The sequence below is a fragment of the Escherichia sp. MOD1-EC7003 genome, assembly GCF_002965065.1.
Lineage (GTDB): Bacteria > Pseudomonadota > Gammaproteobacteria > Enterobacterales > Enterobacteriaceae > Escherichia.
Genome location: NZ_PTRE01000049.1, coordinates 43,643 through 69,914 on the forward strand (window position 1 = coordinate 43,643; position 26,272 = coordinate 69,914).

The 26,272-nt window shown below is 49.6% G+C and carries 23 protein-coding genes and 1 pseudogene; 11 read left to right on the top strand and 13 right to left on the bottom strand.

Annotated elements, in window-relative coordinates:
• Nucleotides 1-24: 24 nt before the first annotated feature.
• Nucleotides 25-1,023, bottom strand: coding sequence for a LacI family DNA-binding transcriptional regulator (locus tag A7090_RS09560; RefSeq protein WP_105273847.1), 999 nt, complete (start codon nucleotides 1,021-1,023; stop codon nucleotides 25-27).
• A gap of 153 nt (nucleotides 1,024-1,176) precedes the next feature.
• Between A7090_RS09560 and A7090_RS09565 the strand changes: the two genes are divergently transcribed.
• From A7090_RS09565 to tyrR, 3 genes are all read left to right on the top strand, one after another.
• Entirely contained in the window at nucleotides 1,177-2,574 is a 1,398-nt protein-coding gene (locus tag A7090_RS09565; RefSeq protein WP_105273848.1) for a YcjX family protein, read from the top strand.
• Complete coding sequence (locus tag A7090_RS09570) at nucleotides 2,571-3,632, top strand: YcjF family protein (protein ID WP_105273849.1); 1,062 nt, start codon at nucleotides 2,571-2,573, stop codon at nucleotides 3,630-3,632. The genes A7090_RS09565 and A7090_RS09570 overlap by 4 nt, the downstream gene beginning before the upstream one ends.
• Before the next feature lie 147 nt (nucleotides 3,633-3,779).
• Nucleotides 3,780-5,321 carry a transcriptional regulator TyrR gene (gene tyrR, locus A7090_RS09575; RefSeq protein ID WP_105273850.1) on the top strand — a complete coding sequence of 514 codons (1,542 nt, stop codon included), beginning with the start codon at nucleotides 3,780-3,782 and terminating at the stop codon, nucleotides 5,319-5,321.
• Between the two features lie 41 nt (nucleotides 5,322-5,362).
• On the opposite strand, the gene tpx is transcribed toward tyrR, so the two are convergent.
• A complete protein-coding gene (gene tpx, locus A7090_RS09580) occupies nucleotides 5,363-5,869 on the bottom strand; it encodes a thiol peroxidase (protein WP_105273851.1) in 507 nt (168 codons plus the stop codon).
• A gap of 118 nt (nucleotides 5,870-5,987) precedes the next feature.
• On the opposite strand from tpx, the gene ycjG reads away from it, so the two are divergent.
• The gene (gene ycjG, locus A7090_RS09585; protein ID WP_105273852.1) at nucleotides 5,988-6,953 is read left to right on the top strand and encodes an L-Ala-D/L-Glu epimerase; all 966 of its coding nucleotides are present in this window, start codon (nucleotides 5,988-5,990) and stop codon (nucleotides 6,951-6,953) included.
• On the opposite strand, the gene mpaA is transcribed toward ycjG, so the two are convergent.
• Nucleotides 6,928-7,656, bottom strand: coding sequence for a murein tripeptide amidase MpaA (gene mpaA, locus A7090_RS09590; RefSeq protein ID WP_105273853.1), 729 nt, complete (start codon nucleotides 7,654-7,656; stop codon nucleotides 6,928-6,930). The two genes, ycjG and mpaA, sit on opposite strands and share 26 nt — an antisense overlap.
• A 182-nt stretch (nucleotides 7,657-7,838) precedes the next feature.
• Here mpaA and mppA point away from each other — a divergent pair, with 182 nt between their 5' ends.
• Nucleotides 7,839-9,452 carry a murein tripeptide ABC transporter substrate-binding protein MppA gene (gene mppA, locus A7090_RS09595; protein WP_105273854.1) on the top strand — a complete coding sequence of 538 codons (1,614 nt, stop codon included), beginning with the start codon at nucleotides 7,839-7,841 and terminating at the stop codon, nucleotides 9,450-9,452.
• Between the two features lie 50 nt (nucleotides 9,453-9,502).
• Here the strand turns inward: mppA and ynaI are convergent, their stop codons facing one another.
• Nucleotides 9,503-10,534, bottom strand: coding sequence for a low conductance mechanosensitive channel YnaI (ynaI, locus tag A7090_RS09600; protein WP_105273855.1), 1,032 nt, complete (start codon nucleotides 10,532-10,534; stop codon nucleotides 9,503-9,505).
• A gap of 243 nt (nucleotides 10,535-10,777) precedes the next feature.
• Here ynaI and A7090_RS09605 point away from each other — a divergent pair, with 243 nt between their 5' ends.
• On the top strand, nucleotides 10,778-11,035 hold the full coding sequence (locus A7090_RS09605; RefSeq protein WP_105273856.1) for a DUF2534 family protein: 258 nt from the start codon (nucleotides 10,778-10,780) through the stop codon (nucleotides 11,033-11,035).
• 169 nt (nucleotides 11,036-11,204) lie between these two features.
• Here the strand turns inward: A7090_RS09605 and uspE are convergent, their stop codons facing one another.
• The 4 genes and pseudogenes from uspE to A7090_RS26165 all read right to left on the bottom strand — a co-directional run.
• The gene (uspE, locus tag A7090_RS09610) at nucleotides 11,205-12,155 is read right to left on the bottom strand and encodes a universal stress protein UspE (RefSeq protein ID WP_105273857.1); all 951 of its coding nucleotides are present in this window, start codon (nucleotides 12,153-12,155) and stop codon (nucleotides 11,205-11,207) included.
• 151 nt (nucleotides 12,156-12,306) lie between these two features.
• A complete protein-coding gene (gene fnr / locus A7090_RS09615) occupies nucleotides 12,307-13,059 on the bottom strand; it encodes a fumarate/nitrate reduction transcriptional regulator Fnr (protein WP_000611911.1) in 753 nt (250 codons plus the stop codon).
• Nucleotides 13,060-13,253: 194 nt separating this feature from the next.
• Nucleotides 13,254-13,769, bottom strand: a complete 516-nt coding sequence (gene ogt, locus A7090_RS09620; protein ID WP_105273858.1) for a methylated-DNA--[protein]-cysteine S-methyltransferase — start codon at nucleotides 13,767-13,769, stop codon at nucleotides 13,254-13,256.
• A 10-nt stretch (nucleotides 13,770-13,779) separates the two neighbouring features.
• Nucleotides 13,780-13,877 (bottom strand): annotated as a pseudogene (locus A7090_RS26165) (hypothetical protein); the annotation flags it as partial.
• Between the two features lie 349 nt (nucleotides 13,878-14,226).
• Between A7090_RS26165 and smrA the strand changes: the two are divergent.
• The gene (gene smrA / locus A7090_RS09630) at nucleotides 14,227-14,790 is read left to right on the top strand and encodes a DNA endonuclease SmrA (protein WP_105273859.1); all 564 of its coding nucleotides are present in this window, start codon (nucleotides 14,227-14,229) and stop codon (nucleotides 14,788-14,790) included.
• A gap of 20 nt (nucleotides 14,791-14,810) precedes the next feature.
• On the opposite strand, the gene dgcM is transcribed toward smrA, so the two are convergent.
• The gene (dgcM, locus tag A7090_RS09635; RefSeq protein WP_105273860.1) at nucleotides 14,811-16,043 is read right to left on the bottom strand and encodes a diguanylate cyclase DgcM; all 1,233 of its coding nucleotides are present in this window, start codon (nucleotides 16,041-16,043) and stop codon (nucleotides 14,811-14,813) included.
• Between the two features lie 318 nt (nucleotides 16,044-16,361).
• Between dgcM and A7090_RS26525 the strand changes: the two genes are divergently transcribed.
• From A7090_RS26525 to dbpA, 4 genes are all read left to right on the top strand, one after another.
• Complete coding sequence (locus A7090_RS26525; RefSeq protein WP_212737315.1) at nucleotides 16,362-16,409, top strand: hypothetical protein; 48 nt, start codon at nucleotides 16,362-16,364, stop codon at nucleotides 16,407-16,409.
• A 13-nt stretch (nucleotides 16,410-16,422) separates the two neighbouring features.
• Nucleotides 16,423-17,406 carry a zinc transporter ZntB gene (gene zntB / locus A7090_RS09640; protein ID WP_105273861.1) on the top strand — a complete coding sequence of 328 codons (984 nt, stop codon included), beginning with the start codon at nucleotides 16,423-16,425 and terminating at the stop codon, nucleotides 17,404-17,406.
• A 274-nt stretch (nucleotides 17,407-17,680) separates the two neighbouring features.
• The gene (ynaL, locus tag A7090_RS27035; RefSeq protein WP_105273862.1) at nucleotides 17,681-17,854 is read left to right on the top strand and encodes a proline-rich small protein YnaL; all 174 of its coding nucleotides are present in this window, start codon (nucleotides 17,681-17,683) and stop codon (nucleotides 17,852-17,854) included.
• A gap of 29 nt (nucleotides 17,855-17,883) precedes the next feature.
• Nucleotides 17,884-19,257 carry an ATP-dependent RNA helicase DbpA gene (dbpA, locus tag A7090_RS09650; protein WP_105273863.1) on the top strand — a complete coding sequence of 458 codons (1,374 nt, stop codon included), beginning with the start codon at nucleotides 17,884-17,886 and terminating at the stop codon, nucleotides 19,255-19,257.
• Nucleotides 19,258-19,385: 128 nt separating this feature from the next.
• Here dbpA and ttcA read toward each other — a convergent pair whose 3' ends face one another.
• From ttcA to nifJ, 4 genes are all read right to left on the bottom strand, one after another.
• Nucleotides 19,386-20,321, bottom strand: a complete 936-nt coding sequence (gene ttcA, locus A7090_RS09655; protein ID WP_105273864.1) for a tRNA 2-thiocytidine(32) synthetase TtcA — start codon at nucleotides 20,319-20,321, stop codon at nucleotides 19,386-19,388.
• Between the two features lie 175 nt (nucleotides 20,322-20,496).
• Nucleotides 20,497-20,931, bottom strand: coding sequence for a universal stress protein UspF (gene uspF, locus A7090_RS09660; protein ID WP_105273865.1), 435 nt, complete (start codon nucleotides 20,929-20,931; stop codon nucleotides 20,497-20,499).
• Between the two features lie 140 nt (nucleotides 20,932-21,071).
• Nucleotides 21,072-22,199 (bottom strand): porin OmpC, encoded by a 1,128-nt coding sequence (ompC, locus tag A7090_RS09665; RefSeq protein ID WP_105273866.1) that lies wholly within the window; start codon nucleotides 22,197-22,199, stop codon nucleotides 21,072-21,074.
• 365 nt (nucleotides 22,200-22,564) lie between these two features.
• Nucleotides 22,565-26,089 (bottom strand): pyruvate:ferredoxin (flavodoxin) oxidoreductase, encoded by a 3,525-nt coding sequence (gene nifJ / locus A7090_RS09670; protein ID WP_105273867.1) that lies wholly within the window; start codon nucleotides 26,087-26,089, stop codon nucleotides 22,565-22,567.
• Nucleotides 26,090-26,272 lie beyond the last annotated feature (183 nt).

Sequence of the window (26,272 nt, forward strand, 5' to 3'; positions counted from 1 at the left end):
CCTTATCCGGCCTACCTGTGGCATTTATTTTAACGACATATGCGTGGCAACGGTGATATTTTGTGGTGATGGTTTTCCGGCAATTAAGCGGAATAATAACTCGCAGCTTTGTTGACCTAACTCCTGTGTCGGAATATCGATGCCACCCGGTGCAGGTGTTAATATAAACGAAAGTGTTTCATTGCTATAACCTACCACCGCTAACTGCTGCGGAATTGTAATATTTTTTTCTGCCGCCGCACGGTAAATGCTCATTAATTTTAGGCTGTCAGTGGCAAACACCGCCTCTGGCAACGGTGACTGATTTAATAATTGTCGTGCTGCTTTTAATGCTGTTTCGTGGGTATAACCACCATCAATAATCCATTCATCACGCATTGCAATATTATGTGCAGACAAACTTTGCTTATAACCATTAACGCGGTCAACTGAAACATGGACATCAAGCGGAGCATGCAGGCAGGCTATATTTTTATGCCCGCTTTCAATTAACGCATCGGTCAGCGTAATACTATCGCCAAAATTATCGGTGTCGACAGAATAAACGTGAGCGTATTGACCTTCAACTTTACCAATTACCACCACCGGAATATCGTATTTATCGAGTTGGGCAAAAAATGATTCATCCGCTGGCGAACTTAGCATAATAATGCCTTTAATCATTTTCTGCTTAATTTTGCTTTCACACTTTTGTAAGTCTTCTGCCGGGCTGTGCGACGTCTGCAATATCACGTCGAAACCTTCTTCTTCAGCTTTGGCGGTGATGGCATGCAAAACTTCAGAGAAAAAGGGATTACCCGCCGTAGTTTTGGTCGAACGCGTAGAAATCACCATAATGGCATCAAAGCCCGAAGAGGTCAGCGCACGGGCCAGCTTGTTTGGCTGATACTGTAATTCTTCAATCGCTCGTAACACTTTTTCGCGCGCTTCCGGGGAGATATTGGTTTGCTTATTCAGCACGCGTGATACGGTGGATTTTGATACGCCTGCAACCCTGGCAATATCATAAATAGTAGGGGACATAGGTCAGGAACTCCGTCCGAACGTGAATGCTGCACATCTTATGGAGTTCGTCCGTCGATGACAACACGGGCAGTTGATAATCAATGGACTGGCCCCCACATTCATATCCTTACGAATGATTTTTTCTGGTCTTCAGAGCAGCACAGGACAGCAATGAAGCGACTTAAAAATGAATTTAATGCGCTGGTGAATCGGGGTGTCGACAGACATCTTCGCCTCGCTGTAACCGGACTTAGCCGCAGCGGCAAAACAGCGTTTATCACTGCGATGGTTAATCAGTTGCTCAATATTCATGCCGGAGCACGTTTGCCGCTGTTAAGCGCGGCGCGTGAAGAGCGCCTGTTGGGCGTAAAACGCATTCCCCAGCGTGACTTTGGCATTCCGCGTTTCACCTATGATGAAGGGCTGGCGCAGTTATATGGCGATCCTCCCGCTTGGCCGACGCCGACACGCGGCGTCAGTGAAATTCGCCTGGCGCTACGCTATAAATCGAACGATTCGCTGCTGCGCCACTTCAAGGATACCTCCACGCTGTATCTGGAGATTGTGGATTATCCCGGCGAATGGTTGCTCGACCTGCCAATGCTGGCACAGGACTATTTAAGCTGGTCGCGCCAGATGACGGGTTTACTCAATGGTCAGCGCGGCGAATGGGCGGCGAAATGGCGAATGATGTGCGAAGGGCTGGACCCGCTTGCTCCTGCTGACGAAAACCGGCTGGCAGACATTGCCGCCGCGTGGACCGATTACCTCCACCACTGCAAACAACAGGGGCTGCACTTTATTCAGCCTGGGCGCTTTGTCTTGCCGGGAGATATGGCAGGTGCGCCCGCACTGCAATTCTTCCCGTGGCTGGATGTTGATGCCTGGGGCGAGTCCAAACTGGCGCAGGCCGATAAGCACACCAATGCCGGAATGCTGCGCGAGCGGTTTAATTATTACTGCGAGAAAGTGGTGAAGGGGTTCTATAAGAATCATTTTCTACGCTTTGACCGCCAGATTGTACTGGTGGATTGCCTGCAACCTCTCAACAGTGGGCCACAGGCATTTAATGATATGCGTCTGGCGCTGACGCAGCTGATGCAAAGTTTCCACTACGGGCAGCGTACCCTGTTCCGGCGCTTGTTTTCGCCGGTTATCGATAAGCTATTGTTTGCTGCCACTAAAGCGGACCATGTGACCCTCGATCAGCACGCTAATATGGTTTCATTACTGCAACAACTGATTCAGGATGCCTGGCAAAATGCGGCGTTCGAAGGGATCAGCATGGACTGCCTGGGGCTGGCGTCAGTTCAGGCGACCACCAGCGGCATTATTGATGTTAACGGTGAGAAAATCCCGGCACTGCGCGGTAATCGCCTCAGCGATGGCGCACCACTCACTGTTTATCCTGGCGAAGTTCCCGCACGTTTGCCTGGTCAGGCGTTCTGGGATCAGCAAGGCTTCCAGTTTGAAGCGTTTCGTCCGCAGGTGATGGATGTCGACAAACCGCTGCCGCATATTCGTCTTGATGCCGCGCTGGAATTTTTAATAGGAGATAAATTGCGATGACCGAACCGTTAAAACCACGTATTGATTTCGACGGTCCGCTGGAGGTCGATCAGAATCCAAAATTCAGGGCGCAGCAGACCTTTGACGAAAATCAGGCGCAAAATTTTGCCCCGGCCACGCTCGACGAAACGCCGGAAGAAGAGGGGCAGGTTGAAGCGGTGATGGACGCTGCGTTACGTCCGAAACGCAGTCTGTGGCGCAAAATGGTCATGGGTGGGCTTGCACTGTTTGGCGCAAGCGTTGTCGGGCAGGGTGTACAGTGGACGATGAATGCCTGGCAAACTCAGGACTGGGTGGCGCTGGGGGGATGTGCTGCTGGGGCACTGATTATCGGCGCGGGCGTGGGCTCTGTGGTCACAGAGTGGCGGCGCTTATGGCGTTTGCGACAGCGTGCCCACGAACGCGACGAGGCGCGCGATTTGTTGCACAGTCACGGCACGGGTAAAGGGCGCGCATTTTGCGAAAAACTGGCGCAGCAGGCGGGTATTGATCAGTCCCATCCGGCGCTGCAACGCTGGTATGCCTCAATCCATGAAACGCAGAACGATCGTGAAGTGGTCAGCCTGTATGCGCATCTGGTCCAGCCGGTTTTAGATGCCCAGGCGCGGCGCGAAATCAGTCGTTCGGCGGCGGAATCAACGTTAATGATTGCCGTTAGCCCACTGGCGCTGGTGGATATGGCGTTTATCGCCTGGCGCAATCTGCGCTTGATTAATCGCATCGCCACGCTGTATGGCATTGAACTGGGGTATTACAGCCGTTTGCGTCTGTTCAAACTGGTATTGCTGAATATCGCTTTTGCCGGAGCCAGCGAACTGGTGCGCGAAGTGGGGATGGACTGGATGTCGCAAGATCTCGCCGCTCGTTTGTCTACCCGCGCAGCTCAGGGGATTGGAGCTGGACTTCTGACGGCACGACTGGGGATTAAAGCTATGGAGCTTTGCCGCCCACTGCCATGGATTGACGATGACAAACCTCGCCTCGGGGATTTCCGTCGTCAACTTATCGGTCAGGTGAAAGAGACGCTGCAAAAAGGTAAAACGCCCAGCGAAAAATAATGCAATATCGGGTGCTGACCGGATATCTTTACGCCGAAGTGCCCGTTTTTCCGTCTTTGTGTCAATGATTGTTGACACAAACCTTCCTGCTATCCAAATAGTGTCATATCATCATATTAATTGTTCTTTTTTCAGGTGAAGGTTCCCATGCGTCTGGAAGTCTTTTGTGAAGACCGACTCGGTCTGACCCGCGAATTACTCGATCTACTGGTGCTAAGAGGCATTGATTTACGCGGTATTGAGATTGACCCCATTGGGCGAATCTACCTCAATTTTGCCGAACTGGAGTTTGAGAGTTTCAGCAGTCTGATGGCCGAAATACGCCGTATTGCAGGTGTTACCGATGTGCGTACTGTTCCGTGGATGCCTTCCGAACGTGAGCATCTGGCGTTGAGCGCATTGCTGGAGGCGTTGCCTGAACCTGTGCTTTCTGTCGATATGAAAAGCAAGGTGGATATGGCGAACCCGGCGAGCTGTCAGCTTTTTGGGCAAAAATTGGATCGCCTGCGCAACCATACCGCCGCGCAATTGATTAACGGCTTTAATTTTTTACGCTGGCTGGAAAGCGAACCGCAAGATTCCCATAACGAGCATGTCGTTATTAATGGGCAGAATTTCCTGATGGAGATTACGCCTGTTTATCTTCAGGATGAAAATGATCAACATGTCCTGACGGGGGCGGTAGTGATGCTGCGCTCGACGATCCGTATGGGCCGTCAGTTACAGAATGTCGCCGCGCAGGATGTCAGCGCTTTCAGTCAAATTGTCGCCGTCAGCCAGAAAATGAAGCATGTTGTCGAACAGGCGCAGAAACTAGCGATGCTAAGCGCGCCGTTGCTGATTACGGGGGATACAGGTACAGGTAAAGATCTCTTTGCCTACGCTTGCCATCAGGCAAGCCCACGAGCGAGCAAACCATACCTGGCGTTGAACTGTGCGTCTATTCCGGAAGATGCAGTCGAGAGTGAACTGTTTGGTCATGCCCCGGAAGGGAAGAAAGGTTTTTTTGAACAGGCGAACGGTGGCTCGGTGCTGCTGGATGAAATAGGTGAGATGTCGCCACGCATGCAGGCGAAGTTACTGCGCTTCCTTAATGATGGTACTTTCCGTCGGGTTGGCGAAGACCATGAAGTGCATGTCGATGTGCGGGTGATTTGCGCGACTCAGAAGAATTTGGTTGAGCTGGTGCAAAAAGGCGTGTTCCGGGAAGATCTCTATTATCGTCTGAACGTGTTGACACTCAATATGCCGCCGTTACGTGACTGTCCGCAGGATATCATGCCGTTAACTGAGCTGTTCGTCGCCCGCTTTGCCGACGAGCAGGGCGTGCCGCGTCCGAAACTCGCCGCTGACCTGAATACGGTACTTACGCGCTATGCGTGGCCGGGGAATGTGCGGCAGTTAAAGAACGCTATCTATCGCGCACTGACACAACTGAACGGGTATGAACTTCGTCCACAGGATATTTTGTTGCCGGATTATGACGCCGCAACGGTAGCCGTGGGTGAAGATGCGATGGAAGGTTCGCTGGACGAAATCACCAGCCGTTTTGAACGCTCGGTATTAACCCAGCTTTATCGCAATTATCCCAGCACGCGCAAACTGGCAAAACGTCTCGGCGTTTCGCATACCGCGATTGCCAATAAGTTGCGGGAATATGGTCTGAATCAGAAGAAGAACGAAGAGTAAGCGCGAAAAGCCTGATGGTGAATACCATCAGGCATAGTAATTTATGCTTTCAGTACCGCCAGAGCTGCTTCGTAATCTGGTTCGGTAGTGATTTCATTTACCAGCTGGCTGAAAATCACATTGTCATTTTCATCAATAACCACAACGGCGCGCGCAGCCAGATCTTTCAGTGGGCCATCAGTGATTGCCACACCGTAGGCTTGCAGGAATTCAGCGTTACGGAAAGTGGAGAGGGTGATAACGTTGTTCAGACCTTCTGCGCCGCAGAAACGAGACTGGGCGAACGGCAGATCCGCAGAGATACACAGCACAACGGTGTTGTCGATCTCGGCTGCCAGTTGGTTAAACTTACGTACTGATGCGGCGCAAACACCGGTATCAATACTCGGGAAAATGTTCAGCACTTTGCGTTTACCCGCAAACTGACCGAGGGTGACGTCAGACAGATCTTTTGCCACGAGAGTAAAAGTCTGCGCTTTGCTACCCGCCTGCGGGATGGAATTGGCGACTGTAACCGGGTTGCCCTGGAAATGAACGGTTTGTGACATGATTATCTTTCCTGTTTACATATAGTTAACGTAATGCCTAGTTTATGCTAACTGTTAATAACACAGCAAACGCTATTTGCGCTTAATCCGCAGACCACCGCGACAACAAGGAGTAAAGATGAGAACCGTTAAGGTATTCGAGGAAGCCTGGCCCTTACATACCCCGTTTGTGATTGCACGAGGTAGCCGCAGTGAAGCGCGCGTGGTAGTGGTTGAACTGGAAGAAGAGGGTATTAAAGGTACCGGCGAATGCACGCCATATCCGCGTTATGGAGAAAGTGATGCCTCGGTAATGGCGCAAATTATGAGTGTCGTGCCGCAATTGCAGAAAGGGCTGACACGGGAGGAGTTACAAAAAATTCTCCCTGCCGGTGCTGCACGTAATGCGCTGGATTGTGCTTTGTGGGATCTGGCAGCGCGAAAACAGCAGCAATCGCTGGCTGATTTGCTCGGCATAACGCTTCCCGAGACAGTCACCACAGCACAGACGGTCGTCATCGGTACGCCTGATCAGATGGCTAATAGTGCATCAACACTCTGGCAGGCAGGCGCGAAATTGCTGAAAGTGAAGCTGGATGACCATCTTATCAGTGAGCGGATGGTGGCAATTCGTACGGCTGTGCCTGATGCGACGCTGGTCGTAGATGCGAATGAATCCTGGCGTGCAGAAGGACTGGCGGCGCGTTGCCAGCTGCTGGCTGATTTAGGCGTTGCGATGCTTGAACAACCGCTTCCTGCGCAGGACGATGCGGCGCTGGAGAATTTTATTCATCCGTTACCGATTTGTGCTGATGAAAGTTGTCATACCCGTAGCAATCTGAAGGCGCTGAAAGGGCGCTATGAGATGGTTAACATTAAGCTCGATAAAACCGGCGGCCTGACGGAAGCTCTGGCGCTGGCGACCGAAGCGCGTGCACAAGGTTTCAGTTTGATGCTGGGCTGCATGTTGTGTACTTCTCGTGCCATTAGCGCCGCTTTACCGCTGGTGCCGCAGGTCAGTTTCGCCGATCTTGACGGACCGACCTGGCTGGCGGTAGATGTAGAATCGGCGCTTCAGTTCACGACGGGCGAAGTGCATCTTTAGGATGCCAGCGCAGCAAGTTTGCCATTGCAAAGAGGTATTTTTCGCTGGCTTCGTCGGAGGAAATGGGGGGAAACTCTGCGGTGATGCAATGCAAGTTCAGATCTGCACACCAACTGCCGAAAGAGCCGGGCGTTTCATAACCGACGCTGGTTATCAGTGGCAATTCAAACGCCTGGGCCAGCCATTCGCCTAATTCGCTGTGTCTGGGATCTTCAATACAGGCCAGTGGATCGTGGAATGAGACTACCCAGGCAGGTTGAATGCGGTGTATAAGTTGGCACAGCGCCTGGGTTTCAGGTTCGGAGCCAGGTTTGTCACCCGTCAGTAAAACGACATCACGTTCTTCAGCGGCGCTGTTCCAGCGATAAACCGTTTCACCTTCCTTCCAGTTCGCTGCCGGAAAGTTTCTGTTTAAATCCACACCATTAGCATTGGCCCGTAACCCCAACTGGCAGCCGTCAGGATTCACACACAGCACTACATGATGGCGGCGCAAAGAAGGTGTCAAAGTCCGTAGAGCACAGGAGAGCGTGACGACCGAAGAGTTTTCATCACCGTGAGTGCCAGCCAGAATCAAACCACTTTCGCGACAGGCTGCAGGGGCCGGAAACCAGATTAACGGCGCGCCCAATAATGAACGTCCGTAATGTTCTGTTCCGGGGGGAAATGCGCCGCGTTCGGCACGTGGGCGGGTTACGGTCATGATCGTCTCTGATTCAGGAAGTATTACTGGCAGTGTTGTGCAAATTTTGCGGATTATCAAATCCTTTTCTTCAACGCTATGTTATCGATCTTGTATCACTTTTTTGCCGGAAGTTGTTTGCATTTCTTTAAGGCGAAACAAATAATTACGCATCATTATTAACGCAGGTTTGAGGGTAACTTATGAAGCACTCTGTTTCAGTCACGTGTTGTGCACTGTTGGTCAGCAGCATTTCTCTTTCATATGCTGCAGAAGTTCCGAGCAGCACAGTACTGGCCGAGAAGCAGGAGCTGGTGCGCCATATTAAAGATGAGCCTGCGTCGCTGGATCCCGCTAAAGCCGTGGGCCTGCCAGAGATTCAGGTCATTCGCGATTTGTTTGAAGGTCTGGTGAATCAGAACGAGAAAGGGGAGATTGTTCCCGGCGTTGCGACTCAGTGGAAAAGTAACGACAACCGTATCTGGACTTTTACCCTGCGCGATAATGCAAAATGGGGGGATGGCACACCGGTAACGGCGCAGGATTTTGTCTACAGCTGGCAACGTCTGGTTGACCCGAAAACGCTATCGCCATTTGCCTGGTTTGCCGCGCTGGCGGGAATCAACAACGCACAGGCGATTATTGATGGTAAAGCCACGCCTGACCAGCTTGGCGTCACCGCAGTTGATGCCCATACTCTAAAAATCCAGCTTGATAAACCGTTGCCGTGGTTTGTGAATTTAACCGCCAACGTTGCCTTCTTCCCGGTGCAAAAAGCCAACGTTGAAAGCGGTCAGGGCTGGACGAAACCCGGCAATCTGATCGGCAATGGCGCTTATGTTCTTAAAGAGCGCGTAGTCAATGAAAAACTGGTCGTGGTGCCGAATACCCATTATTGGGATAACGCCAAAACGGTGCTGCAAAAAGTAACCTTCCTGCCAATTAATCAGGAATCCGCAGCCACTAAGCGTTATCTCGCGGGTGATATTGATATCACCGAATCCTTCCCGAAAAATCTGTATCAGAAGCTGGTGAAGGATATTCCGGGGCAGGTTTATACGCCGCCGCAGCTCGGGACCTATTATTATGCGTTTAACACGCAAAAAGGGCCGACGGCAGATCAGCGCGTTCGTCTGGCATTAAGTATGACGATAGATCGCCGTCTGATGACTGAAAAAGTGTTGGGGACGGGCGAAAAGCCAGCGTGGCATTTTACGCCAGATGTTACCGCGGGATTTACGCCGGAACCTTCGCCGTTTGAACAAATGAGTCAGGAAGAACTGAATGCGCAGGCAAAAACTTTGTTGAGCGCAGCGGGTTATGGTCCGCAAAAACCGCTGAAGCTGACGCTTTTGTATAACACTTCTGAGAACCATCAAAAAATTGCGATTGCTGTAGCATCGATGTGGAAAAAGAATCTTGGCGTAGATGTCAAACTGCAAAATCAGGAATGGAAAACCTATATCGATAGCCGTAATACCGGCAATTTTGATGTTATCCGCGCCTCGTGGGTGGGGGATTATAATGAACCCTCCACCTTCCTGACGCTGTTAACATCAACGCATTCCGGGAATATTTCACGCTTTAACAATCCGGCATATGACAAAGTTTTGGCCCAGGCATCGACGGAAAATACTGTTAAAGCGCGTAATGCCGATTACAACGCGGCAGAAAAAATCCTCATGGAGCAAGCACCGATTGCACCAATTTATCAATATACCAATGGACGATTAATCAAGCCGTGGCTGAAAGGTTATCCTATTAATAACCCGGAAGATGTGGCGTATAGCCGGACAATGTATATTGTGAAGCATTGATTTGATGGAAACTGGCGTTACCCTTGTGGATAACGCCAGTGATGTCTGATTTAGCGCCCCTGGTCCGGCGGTATCATGTTATCCATATACAGCGTCTGGCTGGGGAAGGCAAAGTCCGCGCCGTGTGACTGTACAATATCGATAATCTTCAAATAAACGTCTTGCTGTGCAGCAAGCCATTCAGCCCATACTGTGGTTTTGGTAAAGCAATAAACCATAATATTCAATGACGAGTCAGCAAACTGGTTGAAATAAACCAGTAAGGTTTGTCGCTGGTCGATGTCCGGGTGATTTTTCAGCATCTCACGTACGGCTTCGACAATAGCGCCCACTTTTGCCGCATCCTCATAACGTAAACCAATGGTCGTGGTAATACGGCGGTTGGTCATTCTCCCTGGGTTTTCTACGCTGATTGACGAAAACAGCGAGTTCGGTACGTATAACGGACGATTATCAAAGGTCGTAATTTTGGTAATTCGCCAGCCAATTTCTGCTACTGTACCTTCGATATTTCTGTCAGGTGAACGGATCCAGTCGCCAATACTGAAAGGACGGTCGAAATAGAGCATAATCCCGGAAAAGAAGTTACTCAGAATATCTTTACCGGCCATACCGACAGCCAGACCACCAATACCACCAAAGGTCAGCAAGCCAGAAAGGCTCATGCCGAAATGTTCGCCATAAAGCAGAACAAGCACCACAATAATGGTGATTTTGATGATGCGCGACATAATTCGCGCACTGGTGATATCGCGACCTTTTTTAATCTGCTGTTTTTCAAACTGGTTAATTAGCAGAAATAGCTTAATCGTCAGAATAACCGCAATCAGGGACGTACAGATAAAGTCGATAACGCCTGGAGTGATAACTTTGATTTTATAGTTTTCTATAACATAATTAATGATGCTGCCAACAGCACTGATAATTATGGTGTAGATTAAAAATTGCACCGCATGGAATAAAAATCCTTTCTTTTTACGATTTCCACGGCGAAACCAAAAACTCATCAGAATCAATGCTGCGCAGCTACCGAAAATAATGACCAGATTAAGCGCATTATTTGTAAACAGTTCAGCGATCATTGTTTTATCAGGCTCCTCCAGATAATTGTCGTCATGCCGGAAACCCCTGGCGGGACTATTTTACTGTGACAATTCATTCAGATCATCAATAGTCAGGGAAGGAAGTATCAACATTAGCTAACTAATCAATGCGTTGATTGTAAATCCAGCTAAGAGGTGAGGTTTTCAGAGCAGACAACGGTGAAATGTCATGGTATTGTTACGTTCAGGTAACAAAAAATTTGTCTGCACAAGGATTACATCATGATTATGGCGAAACTGAAGTCAGCGAAAGGGAAGAAATTTCTCTTTGGTTTGTTGGCGGTTTTCATTATTGCGGCGTCGGTTGTGACTCGCGCGACCATCGGCGGCGTTATAGAACAGTACAATATTCCGCTGTCTGAGTGGACGACATCAATGTATGTGATTCAGTCATCGATGATTTTTGTTTATAGCCTGGTCTTTACTGTGTTGCTGGCAATCCCGTTGGGAATTTATTTCCTTGGCGGCGAAGAGTCGTAATTTAAAAAATAAGCACGATAAATCGTGCCTGAGATTGCCGACAAACTCGTTTACGGGTCAAAACAGACACAAACTTCCTTTAGGACGCGGGGAGCGTCCGTACACTTGCCTGGCTTTGTCATCAGTCTGAGGCCCGATAAATCGGGCCTTGTCAGTTATTGAAGCGTCATTAATCGTCTTCTTCGTCATCCAGCTCAACGGGTGTCTGATACTGGTCAGGTTTAATGACCAGCAGGTCGCAGCGAAGATGATCAATCACCTGTTCTGCCGTGTTGCCGAGGAATGCTGCTGAAATACCGGTGCGTCCGACCGTACCCAGAACCACAATCCCCGCCTGTAAGTGTTCAGCTAAATCAGGAATCACTTCTTCTGGCAGACCTTTTTCCACGTGCGTCATGTTTTCATTAATGCCGAATTTCTGCCGCAGGGCTTTCATTGCCAGCAAATGTTGTCCTCGAATGGCATCGTTATAAACGCTCGGATCAAATTCCGGCAGTTCAATTGCGATATTAATTGGCGTTACCGGATAAGCACCAACCAGATGCACTTCGGTATGGTTGACTTGTTCTGCCAGTTCGATCGTCTCTTTGACCAGTTTTTCATTGAGCGCATTATGGTACGGCTCTTCACTGGCGAGATTCACCGCCACCAGCGCCTTACCCCCTTCCGGCCACGGCTGATCTTTCACCATCCACACCGGGCTTGGGCATTTGCGTAACAGATGCCAGTCCGTTGGCGTAAAAATCACCGCTTCCAGACGGTCATGTTGGTGCGCCATTTTTAGCACCAAATCGTGCCCGCCGCTGATCACTTCCCGAATGATGGCTTCGAAAGGACGGTTATGCCAGATCACTTTAATTTCAATAGGAACGCCAGCATTGAGATAATATTTTGCCTGCTCCTGGATCCAGGCTGTACGCTGGCTGATGACGCCCTGACGCATAGCGGTACGTTCGTCCGGGGAGAGCAGGGTGGTCATTTCGTATGAGAAGTCATAGATCGGCAAAAAGGCTTTAATTTTGCCACCAATCCGTTGATGTAAATAAACAGCTCGCCGCAATGCTGGTTGGTCGTCCTGGTTAGGATCGATAACAACGAGCATGTTCTGATACATAGCCATACAGGGTCTCCTTACAACAACTGTCAACGCAGTTTGTAATTAAAAGATTAACCCATATCTGGTGAATGAAACAGTGATGAACCTTCTGCCAGATCAATAAATCAGAAAAATTTAATGATATGACAGAAGGATAGTGAGTTATGCGTAAAAATCAGGCAACGTTACGCGTATGACCAGCAAGCTGGGCCAGCGCATCGTTATTTTCGATGGTGATGTATTTACCTTTGACTGCCAGCATACCGCTTTTCTGGAAGCGACCCAGCAGACGGCTGATAGTTTCTACCGTCAGACCCAGATAGTTACCGATATCTCCACGAGTCATCGTCAGCCGGAATTCACGAGGGGAGAAGCCGCGTTGGGCAAAACGACGTGACAGATTGTAGATGAATGCAGCGAGACGTTCCTCGGCATTTTTCTTCGACAACAGCAGGATCATGTCCTGATCGCCTTTGATTTCACCGCTCATCAGACGCATCATCTGCTGACGCAGATTCGGCATTTTACCGGACAAATCGTCCAGCGTTTCGAACGGGATTTCACATACCATTGAGGTTTCCAGCGCCTGCGCGAAGCTCGGGTGATGACCGCTGCCGATTGCATCAAATCCCACCAGGTCACCAGCTAAATGGAAACCAGTGATTTGCTCGTCGCCTTGCTCAGTGATGGTATAACTTTTAATCGTACCGGAGCGGATGGCATAAAGCGATTTAAGTTCATCACCAGCTTTAAACAGCGTCTGGCCTTTCTGAATAGGCTTCTTCCGCTCAATGATATTATCAAGCTGATCAAGCTCATGTTCGTTGAGTGTGAACGGGATGCAAAGCTGGCTGATGCTGCAATCCTGGCAATGGATAGCACAACCGCCAGACTGAATGCGCCGTATAATTCGCTTTTCCGGGATCATAGGTCTGCTCAAGCCGTAATTGATATTTGTCAATTTTAACATCTTTTTAGGGAGCAAGTAAGTCTAAGCAAACCTTAACAGCAGAGAATTCCGATATTAGATGTAAATATATGTCTATCTATCTGAAAATCCTTAAGTTGTTAAGGGTAACTTTATATAAAAGAGTGAACAAGCTGGCACAAATTGTTTAATGGTTACAGCAAAAGATAACCTTCGTGGCGCAATAACCACTCTTTTCGCTGAACTCCACCTGCATATCCGGTCATGGTGCCGTTTCGGCCAATCACCCGATGGCAAGGGACGACAATGCTGATGGGATTCGATCCGTTTGCCGCACCAACGGCACGCGCCGCGCCAGGGCGGCCTAATTGTTCAGCCAGTTGGCCGTAATGCATTACCTGTCCGCAGGGGATAGTGCGTAGTGTTTTCCAGACTTCGCGCTGAAATGGTGTTCCCTCTGTGGCAGTGGGAAGCGTATCAATAATGCTAAGATTACCGGCAAAATATTCACGAAGCTTGTCGCTTAAACCACCTGGGTTGGTGGCAGAAATGCGCTCATAGCCTTCTTTGCGATAATGGGTGTCCAGCAGCTGCACCATGCGTTCGCTGTACTCTTCCCATTCAACCGCCCGCAGGTGAAATTGCTCATCGCAAATCACCCACAGTGGACCCAGTGGCGTGGCAATTTTTTCTTCAAGTAATTTCAGCATCCGTTCTCTCTCAAGGTAAACGTGGGTAAATCCCCGGACCTATCGGCAGCCAACAAGATACCACGCCTGCAACATCAGCAGCCATACCACCAAAAAGATAACTGGCCAGGTTTTGCTTGCTCTGCCTTAAGAAATGGTGGCAATCCATCACATAGCTCTGGGCAGGGATAATTCCAGTCAGTGAAATTGTACCGAAAGCGCATCCGCATCTTAAATCAGGCATGGTCTCCTCTCTGCCGGTGACGGTGTTATAACGGTTTAACCTTTAGTTGCCCATTTTCTTCAGTGACAGATTTCACGTAAATATAAGTTACATTATTAATATCGTGAATGAATAATCATTTTGCTTGAAATATCGGCATCATTTGGAACTTATTACTGGAAATTTGGGGAATACGTTGTTGGACCGACCCGGCCTGGTTATCATATCGCGCTCTTAATTGCGGGAGGATGTAACATGAACCTTGACGACAAATCGCTGTTTCTTGACGCCATGGAAGATGTCCAGCCGCTAAAACGTGCTACAGATGTCCACTGGCATCCAACGCGTAACCAACGTGCGCCGCAGCGTATCGACACGCTGCAACTTGATAATTTTCTCACCACCGGATTTCTCGATATCATCCCGCTAAGCCAGCCGCTGGAATTTTGGCGGGAAGGGGTGCAACATGGGGTGCTGGATAAGCTGCGCAGTGGTAAATATCCCCAACAGGCGAGCCTGAATCTTTTGCGCCAGCCGGTGGAAGAGTGCCGCAAAATGATGTTCCGTTTCATTCAACAGGCCCTGGTGGATGGTTTGCGTAATGTGCTGATTATTCATGGTAAAGGGCGGGAAGATAAATCGCATGCCAATATTGTCCGAAGCTATGTGGCGCACTGGCTGACCGAATTTGATGATGTTCAGGCATATTGTACCGCGCTACCGCATCATGGCGGCAGCGGGGCGTGTTACGTCGCACTACGTAAAACGGCACAGGCGAAGCAAGAAAACTGGGAGCGCCACGCTAAGCGCAGTCGTTGATCACGAGACGCATCCGTTGCTTATGCAGCCAGCACGCGGTTGCGTCCATCATTTTTCGCTCGATACAAAGCATCATCAACGCGTTTAAACAGTTCATCGATGCTTTCATTCCCTTCGTGATGCGCCACACCAATGCTGACGGTAAAGCGTGGTAAGCCCGAAATACTCACTTTTGCCACGTTTACGCGAATAGTTTCAGCCAGCGAAAGAGCGGTATCCAGTGGGGTTCCTGGTAGTAATAAGACGAACTCTTCGCCTCCCCAACGAAACACCAAATCGCCTTTGCGAGCGCAACTTTCTAGAGTGCGGGCGAGGGCGCATAACACCTCATCACCTTTAGAATGCCCATAGAGATCGTTAATGTGTTTAAAACGATCGGTGTCGATGAGCAACAAGCTGTAATCCTGGGCGATGGCGAGGTGCTGCATTTGGCCCGGCTCGGTGATGTGATAAAGCTGTCGCCGATTCAGTAATCCGGTCATCGCATCATGATGGGCTGCATGTTCCAGTTGCTCTTCCAGCCGTTTTTGCTCAGTAATATCATGCACAATACATAACATTAGCTTGTCGCCATAAATTTCAATCGGCCCGGCATAGGTCTGCACATGGCGAGTCGAACCATCTGCAAGCCTATGAATAAAATTCAATGGTTTATGCCCTCCGGGTAAATGCGAAATTTCATGCATGATAGGCATGACGCGACGCCCAAGCATATTAATTTCCCAGGTGTGCTTCTGGCATATCGTTTCATGGTTATAACCATAGAAATTGAGCGCGGCGAGGTTAGCATCGACGACTTGGCCATCTCGTGAGGGGTCAATTAACAACATTGGCGCAGAGTTAGTCAGAAAAAAACGCGCATAAAAACCTTGCTTTTTTCTCTGATAATTTGCCGAGCGACTGGCTTTTAAACCCAGCGTGGCAGGTGCTTCGATACCTTCGAAAATAATCACCGGTTCTGCATCTGTCAGCTTTCGCAAAACAAGCCGACAGCTTAATGCTGTTTCCTTTCCATTGTGCTGAACGGTGAGGATTTCGATAATATCGTGTTGGTTTTGCAGATCGGCGAGGTATTTCGGCAGCTCTTTTTGTGAGGAGACGGAATAGGGACCGGTTCGTAGCTGACCAAACGTGAGGTCTTGCATCAACAGTCGCGCCGCACTATTGGCATAAATTAACTGTTCCTCAAAGGGCGAAACGATCCAGACAGGACTGGTGAGTAAGTCCAGGGTATTGAAGTTGTGCGTAATCATTGAGATCCCGTTATTTTTATCAATTTTTGTTGCTATCCGATCGCAAAAAGGCCATGCCATATGATCAGATAATTCTGATAATGATAGACGTTATTTAACGCTTCACACGGTTTGTATACGGAAAAGCATTTTGCTTTTTGTATTCAATTTATACCCTAAATAATTCGAGTTGCAGGAAGGCGGCAAGTGAGAGAATCCCGATGAACTTACATAAGTAAGTGACTCGGGTGAACGAACGCAGCCAACGCACATGCAACTTGAAGTATGACGGGTATAGACAGCATTTTATTAATCATTTCAGGGCAATGGGGTGATGAGATGTTGCGTAACAGAGCCAGAGGGCTAGACTACAAAATAATGCGTTGATGATGGAGGCACTGTGGAAGCGATTAAGGGAGCGGACGTTAATGTCCCGGATGCTGTATTTGCCTGGATTCTGGATGGTAGAGGCGGCGTTAAACCGCTGGAAAATACAGATGTGATTGATGAAGCGCATCCCTGCTGGCTCCACCTTAATTATGTACACCATGGTAGCGCCCAATGGTTGGCGACAACACCGCTGCTTCCCAATAACGTACGTGATGCGCTGGCAGGCGAGAGCACACGGCCCCGAGTCAGCCGTCTCGGTGAAGGCACGCTGATTACACTGCGCTGTATAAACGGCAGCACCGATGAACGCCCCGATCAACTGGTCGCCATGCGTGTATATATGGACGGGCGGTTAATTGTTTCGACCCGACAACGCAAAGTGCTGGCGCTGGACGATGTGGTTAGCGATCTGGAAGAGGGCACAGGCCCGACCGATTGCGGTGGTTGGCTGGTGGATGTGTGCGATGCGTTGACCGATCATTCCAGTGAATTTATCGAGCAGCTGCACGATAAAATTATCGACCTTGAAGATAATCTCCTTGATCAGCAAATTCCACCGCGTGGATTCCTGGCGTTGCTGCGTAAGCAATTAATCGTGATGCGTCGCTATATGGCGCCGCAACGAGATGTTTACGCGCGTCTTGCCAGTGAACGCTTGCCGTGGATAAGCGATGACCAACGCCGTCGGATGCAGGATATTGCCGATCGCCTCGGACGCGGCCTGGATGAAATTGACGCCTGTATAGCCAGAACTGGCGTGATGGCAGATGAAATCGCTCAGGTGATGCAGGAAAATTTAGCCCGTCGTACCTATACAATGTCGTTGATGGCAATGGTCTTTTTACCCAGTACGTTTCTGACCGGGTTATTTGGCGTCAACCTTGGTGGGATTCCTGGCGGCGGGTGGCAATTCGGATTTTCAATTTTTTGTATTCTGTTAGTTGTTCTTATTGGTGGTGTTGCTTTATGGTTGCATCGTAGTAAATGGTTGTAACAAAAGCAATTTTACCTGCTGTCTGTATACAAAAACACCGCAAAGTTTGAGCGAAGTCAATAAAGTCTCTACCCATTCAGGGCAATATCTCTCTCGCAGGTGAATGCAACGTCAAGCGATGGGCGTTGCGCTCCATATTGTCTTACTTCCTTTTTTGAATTACTGCATAGCACAATTGATTCGTACGACGCCGACTTTGATAAGTCGGCTTTTTTTTGCCTGTTATTTGTCAGCGTCTACCCTTTAAGAGTCAACCCAATGACCGGAGGGAAATATGACGACACTCCTTTATTTGCAAATTCCTGTCCCTGAACCGATTCCTGGCGATCCTGTTCCAGTGCCCGAGCCGATTCCTCGTCCGCAACCTATGCCCGACCCACCCCCCGATGAAGAACCGATTAAATTGTCGCATCGTGAGCGTAGATCTGCGAGGATACGCGCCTGCTAACTTTGCGTCGATGACCACGAGAATAGATTGTGACCGCTTTTTCTACCCTGAATGTTTTGCCTCCCGCCCAACTCACGAACCTTAATGAGTTGGGTTATTTAACCATGACGCCGGTGCAGGCCGCGGCGCTTCCGGCGATCCTTGCCGGAAAAGATGTTCGCGTGCAGGCGAAAACCGGTAGCGGCAAAACGGCGGCTTTTGGCCTCGGCTTGTTACCGCAAATTGATGCGTCGCTATTTCAGACCCAGGCTTTAGTGCTGTGTCCTACGCGTGAACTGGCGGATCAGGTGGCAGGTGAATTGCGTCGGCTGGCGCGTTTTCTGCCAAATACCAAAATTTTGACGTTGTGCGGTGGTCAACCGTTCGGTATGCAACGTGATTCGTTACAACATGCACCGCATATTATCGTGGCAACGCCGGGCCGTTTACTGGATCACCTACAAAAAGGCACAGTGTCGCTGGATGCGTTGAATACACTGGTGATGGATGAAGCCGACCGCATGCTGGATATGGGATTTAGCGACGCCATTGATGATGTCATCCGTTTTGCGCCAGCCTCTCGACAGACGCTTCTGTTTTCGGCAACCTGGCCGGAAGCCATTGCCGCAATCAGTGGGCGAGTGCAACGCGATCCTTTGACGATTGAAATTGACTCAACAGATGCTCTGCCACCCATTGAGCAACAATTTTATGAGACGTCCAGCAAAGGTAAAATTCCGCTGCTGCAACGGTTATTAAGTTTGCATCAGCCGTCCTCTTGCGTGGTGTTCTGCAATACCAAAAAAGATTGTCAGGCTGTCTGCGACGCGCTGAATGAAGCAGGGCAAAGTGCATTGTCGTTACATGGCGATCTGGAGCAACGTGATCGCGATCAGACCCTGGTACGTTTTGCTAACGGTAGCGCTCGTGTGTTGGTCGCGACTGATGTTGCTGCGCGTGGTCTGGATATTAAATCGCTTGAGCTGGTGGTGAACTTTGAGCTGGCGTGGGACCCTGAAGTGCATGTACATCGCATCGGACGTACAGCGCGTGCAGGAAATAGCGGTCTGGCGATCAGTTTCTGTGCCCCGGAAGAAGCACAGCGGGCTAATATCATCTCTGACATGTTGCAGATAAAACTTAACTGGCAAACGCCGCCTGCTAATAGTTCCATTGTGCCGCTGGAAGCAGAAATGGCCACGTTGTGTATCGATGGTGGAAAAAAAGCCAAAATGCGTCCGGGGGATGTGTTAGGTGCCTTGACGGGGGATATTGGTCTGGACGGTGCAGATATTGGCAAAATCACCGTGCATCCGGCCCATGTCTTTGTCGCGGTGCGACAGGCTGTCGCTCATAAAGCATGGAAACAGTTACAGGGCGGGAAGATTAAAGGAAAAACGTGCCGGGTGCGGTTATTAAAATAATGAAATGTTGAATTGCCTGATGCAAGGATATCCATCTTCTTCGGCATTGCCGGATGCGACGCTGGCTGCGTCTTATCCGGCCTACATAAGAGTAGCCCGATAGGCTTGCGCATCGGGCGCTATCCTGGTTATTTCACTTCAACGACATTCAGCCGTAACTCATCCAATTGATTGTCATCTTCTTCAGGCTGCCAGCCCGCTGGTTGTAGTGGAATTTCTTCGCGATCAAACGCCAGATCACCCCCGTTAACCACTTCAGAACCGTGGGTAATGCCTTTGAAATCGAACAGGTTGGTATCGCACAGGTGCGACGGCACCACATTCTGCATCGCGCTGAACATCGTCTCGATACGCCCCGGATAACGTTTATCCCAGTCACGCAGCATGTCAGCAATCACCTGACGTTGCAGGTTAGGCTGTGAACCGCACAGGTTGCACGGAATAATCGGGAATGCTTTTGCATCGGCAAAGCGCTGAATATCTTTCTCGCGGCAGTAGGCCAGTGGACGAATCACGATATGTTTGCCATCATCGCTCATCAGCTTCGGAGGCATACCTTTCATCTTGCCGCCGTAAAACATATTTAAGAACAGCGTTTGCAGGATATCGTCACGATGGTGACCCAGCGCGATCTTCGTCGCTCCCAGTTCCGTTGCGGTACGGTAAAGGATTCCGCGACGCAGACGAGAACACAGTGAGCAAGTGGTTTTGCCCTCCGGAATCTTCTCTTTCACGATACCGTAAGTATTCTCTTCAACTATTTTGTATTCAACGCCCAGCTTTTCAAGATACTCGGGCAGAACGTGTTCCGGGAAGCCCGGTTGCTTCTGGTCGAGGTTAACAGCTACCAGCGAAAAATTGATTGGCGCGCTTTGCTGCAAATTGCGCAGAATCTCCAGCATGGTATAGCTGTCTTTACCCCCGGAGAGGCAAACCATGATGCGATCGCCTTCTTCAATCATATTGAAGTCAGCAATGGCTTCACCTACGTTACGACGCAGACGTTTTTGTAATTTGTTTAGGTTGTATTGTTCTTTCTTACTAATTTCTTGATTTTGCGACATTTAAAAGCGGCTCAATTCGTTATATGGCATCAGAAGAGTATGCGTCATGCCGGAATGCCCGGCATAAGAAATCTGATATAAAAACTGTGGCGTGTATGGTACGGATTAGAGGGGAAAATGTCAGCACATTTGCGAAATGAATCAAAAAGCCCGCAGCAATGTGCGGGCGTTAGTGTCAGCGCACAACCAGCACGGAGCACTCTGCGTGACGCACTACCGCGGCGGCGTTAGAACCGAGCAGATAAGTGGTGATATCCGGTCGATGGGAAGCAATGATGATCATATGAGCGGGGAGCTTCTTCGCCAATTCCAGAATGCGGTCTTTGGGTGAGCCTTCCTCAACATGGACATGCGCTCTGTCGGTTGGCAGTTTAAATTTTTTAATGATCTCTTCCAGTTGCGATTTGGCTTCCTCTTTCAGGTCATCCATTGCCGGTAATTCTGCGGAATACGCTAAACCCAGAGAGGCATAGTAGGGCAGTGAAGGTATTACCGTCAGGAAATGAACCTCTGCATCATCAATCTTTGCCTCTGCCTCAACGTGGCTAATCACGCGTTGAGTTAATTCTGAATCAGAAATATCGATAGGGACAAGAATCGTTCTGTTCATAAAACCTCCTGTTTTAGTATCCTAATAAAGTGTAACGCCAGATGACACTTTTTGTGTAATGACGGAGTTCACATTTTTAATTTAGATCAAAGGAGGGAGAATAAGCAGAAAAAGCCCGCCAAAATAGCGGGCAGGAGGATTTAGAACTGATAAACCAGACCTAAAGCGACAATATCGTCGGTAGCGATACCGTTGGCAGCGTAGAAGCTGTCATCTTCATCCAACAGGTTGATTTTATAGTCAACATAGGTGGACATATTTTTATTGAAATAGTAGGTCGCGCCAACATCGGCGTATTTAACCAGATCTTTATCACTGTCGGTACCGACTAAATCCTTGCCTTTAGACATCAGGAAAGAGACCGCCGGACGCAGACCAAAATCAAACTGGTACTGTGCAGTGACTTCAAAGTTCTGGGTTTTGTTGGCAATCGTATTTGCTGAATCACCGTAAGGCGTCATGTTACGCGTTTCAGAATACATGGTCGCCAGGTAGATATTGTTAGCATCGTATTTTGCACCGGCAGTCCAGGCATCAGCCTTATCGCCTTTTGCGGTAGAGAATTCTGCCTGCTGGTTAGTGCGATCGGAGCTGGTATACGCCGCACCAAAGCTTACACCCATGCCTAAGTCGTAGGTAGTGGAGATACCGAAACCGTCGCCATTGGCGTTCTTCATAGTACGATCGCCATCTGGGGTACCGTTTGCGGTACCTTCTTGCTCATGGGTAACCTGGTTTTCGTTCGCGCCCTGGTACTGCAACGCAAAATTCAGACCATCAACCAGGCCGAAGAAATCACTATTACGATAGGTCGCCACGCCATTGGCACGACCAGTCATAAAGTTGTCTGCATTGGTATAAGAGTCACCACCAAATTCAGGCAGCATATCGGTCCAGCCTTCGATGTCGTACATTACGCCATAATTACGACCATAGTCGAATGAACCCATGTCACCAAATTTCAGACCGGCAAAAGCAAGACGAGTCCAGGAGTCACCTTTATCACCTTCAGTGCCATTGGCCTGCACGTTATATTCCCACTGGCCATACCCAACCAGTTGATCCGTGATTTGCGTTTCACCCTTAAAACCAAAACGCACATAAGTTTTATCGCCATCACTATTGGCATTGTCAGAAAAATAATGCAGGCCATCAACTTTGCCATACAGATCTAATTTGTTGCCGTCTTTATTATATACTTCAGCTGCGTGTGCTGCGCCTGCGGAAAGCAGGGATGGAATTAAGAGTGCCAGTACTTTGCTTTTCATTAAATAAATCCTTTAGTTATTTTATTTGCCTTTTATCCCCGTTTCGGGGAGTGAAAACATCCTAAAGGAGAAGTTCCGACAGCAGATAAGTATCATTTGTTACGTCTTAAGTAAAATCTTAATCAAATAATTCTTATGAAATGATAATAAGTTTGGTGAATGTATCGAGGGGAATACATACAAAATAAAAATTATACTTTTAATTTGCCATACGTTATTCTGCGCGGGTTATATGCCTTTATTGTCACAGATTTTATTTTCTGTTGGTTCATTGCATTGCCACTGATTTTCCAACATATAAGAAGACAAGCCCGAACAGTCGTCCGGGCTTTTTTTTAGAATTGGATAATCCTTATCCAGATCATTTACTCGGTGTTGCTTTTTTCCGCTTTTCCAGCCATTTGTGCCAGGAAGTCATAGCGTTTTTGCAAATCAGCTGCAGCATCTTTCCATAACTGTTCTGCCACTTCTGGCTGCTGTGAATTCAGACGACGGAAACGCTGCTCATGGAGCAATGTCTCTTCCAGTGCTTCTGACGGCGGGCGTGAATCCAGCGCCAGCGGCAGTTTGCCTTCATCGGCACGACGAGGATCGAAGCGATATAACGGCCAGAAGCCAGTAGCAGTGAGCTGGCGCATCTGGTCGTGACTGAGTGCCAGATCGTAACCATGCTCTTCACACGGGCTGTAAGCGATGAGCAGCGATGGCCCCGGATACGCTTCCGCTTCCTGAATCGCTTTCACCGTCTGGTTCAGCTGCGCGCCAAGAGAAATCTGCGCCACATAAACATGACCGTACATCATCATACTGACGCCGAGATCTTTACGCGCTTTACGTTTGCCGTGCTCGCCAAACTTAGTTACTGCACCCAGCGGTGTCGCTTTCGACGCCTGACCGCCGGTGTTGGAATAGCATTGCGTATCCAGCACCAGAATATTGACGTTTTCCGTCAGGCTCAATACATGATCCAGACCGCCAAAGCCGATATCGTAAGCCCAGCCGTCGCCACCAATCAGCCAGATGGATTTTTCCACCAGTGCATCTGCGTCACGCAGCAGTTCATGTGCTTCAGCAACATCGTTGAGTTGCTGGCGTAAAGCGGCGACTTGTTCACGACGCACCTCTGGCGTAGCGTCTGATTTCAACGCCGTCAGTAACTCAGCCGGGATTTTATCGGTGAATTGATCCAGCAGACGCCGCACGCGGACACGGTGTTGATCGACAGTCAGGCGAAAACCAAGGCCAAATTCGGCGTTATCTTCAAACAGCGAGTTCGCCCAGGCCGGACCGCGACCGTTGGCATCGGTAGTGTACGGTGTGGAGGGCAGGTTACCGCCATAAATTGAAGAACAACCGGTGGCGTTAGCGATCAACATCCGGTCGCCATAGAGCTGAGTCAGTAATTTAATATACGGCGTCTCGCCACAACCCGAGCAAGCACCTGAATATTCAAACAGCGGTGTAATCAGCTGCGATGTACGAATATCAATACGTTCCAGTTTGCTACGGTCGATTTCTGGTAGGTTGAGGAAGAAATCGTAATTGATTTTCTCTTCTTCGACATGTTCCAGGCGCGACATCATATTGATGGCTTTAATCTCTGGATTTTGTCGGTCTTTCGCCGGGCAAACTTCCACGCACAGGTTACAACCGGTGCAATCTTCCGGCGCCACCTGCAAGACATATTTCTGTCCGCGCATATCGCGCGATTTCACATCCAGCGAATGCAGGCTGGCAGGGGCGTTTTCCATCGCTTCAGGCGGCACCACTTTTGCGCGAATCGCTGAGTGTGGGCAAGCGGCAACGCAGTGGTTACATTGGGTACAGAGTTCCTCTTTCCAGATGGGGATCTCCTCGGCGATATTGCGTTTTTCCCAGCGCGTGGTGCCCATCGGCCAGGTGCCGTCTGGCGGCAGCGCCGAAACGGGGAGGGCATCACCAAGTCCGGCGAGCATCGCAGCGGTAACGGTTTTCACGAAATCAGGAGCGGCATCGGAAACCACTGGCGGTCTATTGGCACTGTGCGGATTTACCGGCTGCAACGGAACTTCTTCTACGGATTCACGCGCCAGCGCCAGAGCCTGCCAGTTACGTTCCACCAAATCCTGGCCTTTGCTGCTGTAGCTTTTGGCGATCGCGCCCTGCAATTCTGCTAGGGCGTTATCGGCAGGCAGAATTTGCGTCAGATGGAAAAAAACCATCTGCATGACAGTATTAATACGGGCCGCCAGACCACATTCACGGGCGATTTTCGCCGCGTTAATTATATAGAAACGTGCTTTTTTCTGGTTCAACACAGCCTGAACTTCCTGCGGCAGGCGCGACCACACTTCATCAGCGCTGTACGGCGTGTTGAGCAGGAAAATGCCGCCTGGTTTTAAACGTTCAGCCATCTGATATTTATCGATAAACTGCAACTGGTGGCAGCCAACAAAATCAGCCTGGGAAATGAGATAAGCGGAACGAATCGGCTGCTCGCTCACGCGAAGGTGGGAAACCGTCAGGCCGCCCGCTTTTTTGGAGTCGTATACAAAATAGCCCTGTGCATACCACGGCGTGGAATTACCAATAATCTTGATATTGTTTTTGGTCGCGGATACGCTGCCATCACTACCAAGACCATAAAACAAGGCTTCCAGTTTCGCCGAGTTTGGCAGGGTGTTTTCCGGCAACGGCAGTGACAAATTGGTCACATCATCGTAAATACCAACCGTAAAGCGCGCTTTCGGTTTAGCCGCGTTGAGTTCGGCAAATACTGCCAGTACACCGTCCGGGCCAAATTCTTTGGATGAAAGACCATAGCGCCCACCGATGACACGGGGCAAGGTTTCGCGCTCGCCATTATTAAAGGCTTCAGCCAGCGCCGTCATCACATCCAGATACAGCGGTTCTGCCTGAGCTCCTGGTTCTTTGGTTCTGTCCAGTACCGCCACGTTGCGCACGGATACCGGCAGAGCTTGTAGCAAGTGTTTGGCAGAGAATGGGCGGTACAGGCGAACTTTCAGCACGCCGACTTTCTCGCCACGGGTTAGCAATTCATCTACTACTTCTTCACAGGTGCCGATGGCAGAGCCCATCAGGATAATCACTCGTTCCGCTTGCGGATGCCCGTAATACTCAAACGGCTGATACTGACGACCTGTCGCGGCAGCGAAATCATTCATCGCCTGTGCAACATGCTCATAAACCGCGTTGTACCATGGGTTGGTGGCTTCGCGAGACTGGAAATAAGTGTCAGGATTGGCAGACGTACCGCGGATTACCGGATGTTCCGGGCTGAGTGCCCTGGTGCGATGAGCATCAATGTCGGCCTGTGGCATGAGATTAAGAATCGTGTCATCGGCCAGCGGGACAATTTTGTTGATTTCGTGGGACGTGCGAAAACCATCAAAGAAATGAATAAATGGCACGCGGCTTTTCAGCGTTGCGATGTGCGAAATGAGAGCAAAGTCTTGCGCTTCCTGGACGTTTGCCGCACATAACATTGCGCACCCCGTCTGGCGCACCGCCATCACGTCGGAATGATCGCCAAAAATAGAGAGTACATGTGTGGCAACGGTACGTGCCGCCACATGCAGGACAAACGGCGTCAGTTCGCCTGCCAGTTTGTACAGCGTCGGGATCATCAGCAGCAACCCCTGCGATGACGTAAACGATGTTGAGAGGGCCCCCGTTTGCAAAGCGCCATGTACGGTAGCGATAGCACCCGCTTCCGACTGCATTTCAACCACGCGTGGTGTGTCTCCCCAGACGTTTTTCAAGCCGTTGCCGGCCCAGGCATCAGCCTGTTCTGCCATTGTGGAACTGGGAGTAATAGGGTAGATGGCGATAACTTCACTGGTACGAAACGCTACCGAAGCAACCGCGCCATTACCGTCAATAGTAATCATATGACACCCTTACATTGCGCAAATGAGGGGCGCACGAAATTGCTGCGCGCCCAGTAGTTATATTTCAATTTTAGCAAATGGCTTTCTGCTGCATTTTCGCTTTTGTGTCCCCCACATCAGACGTAAGCGCATCATTTAAACCGTCTTTCGCCTCCCTTTCCTGTTTCCGATACTAATGTCCAT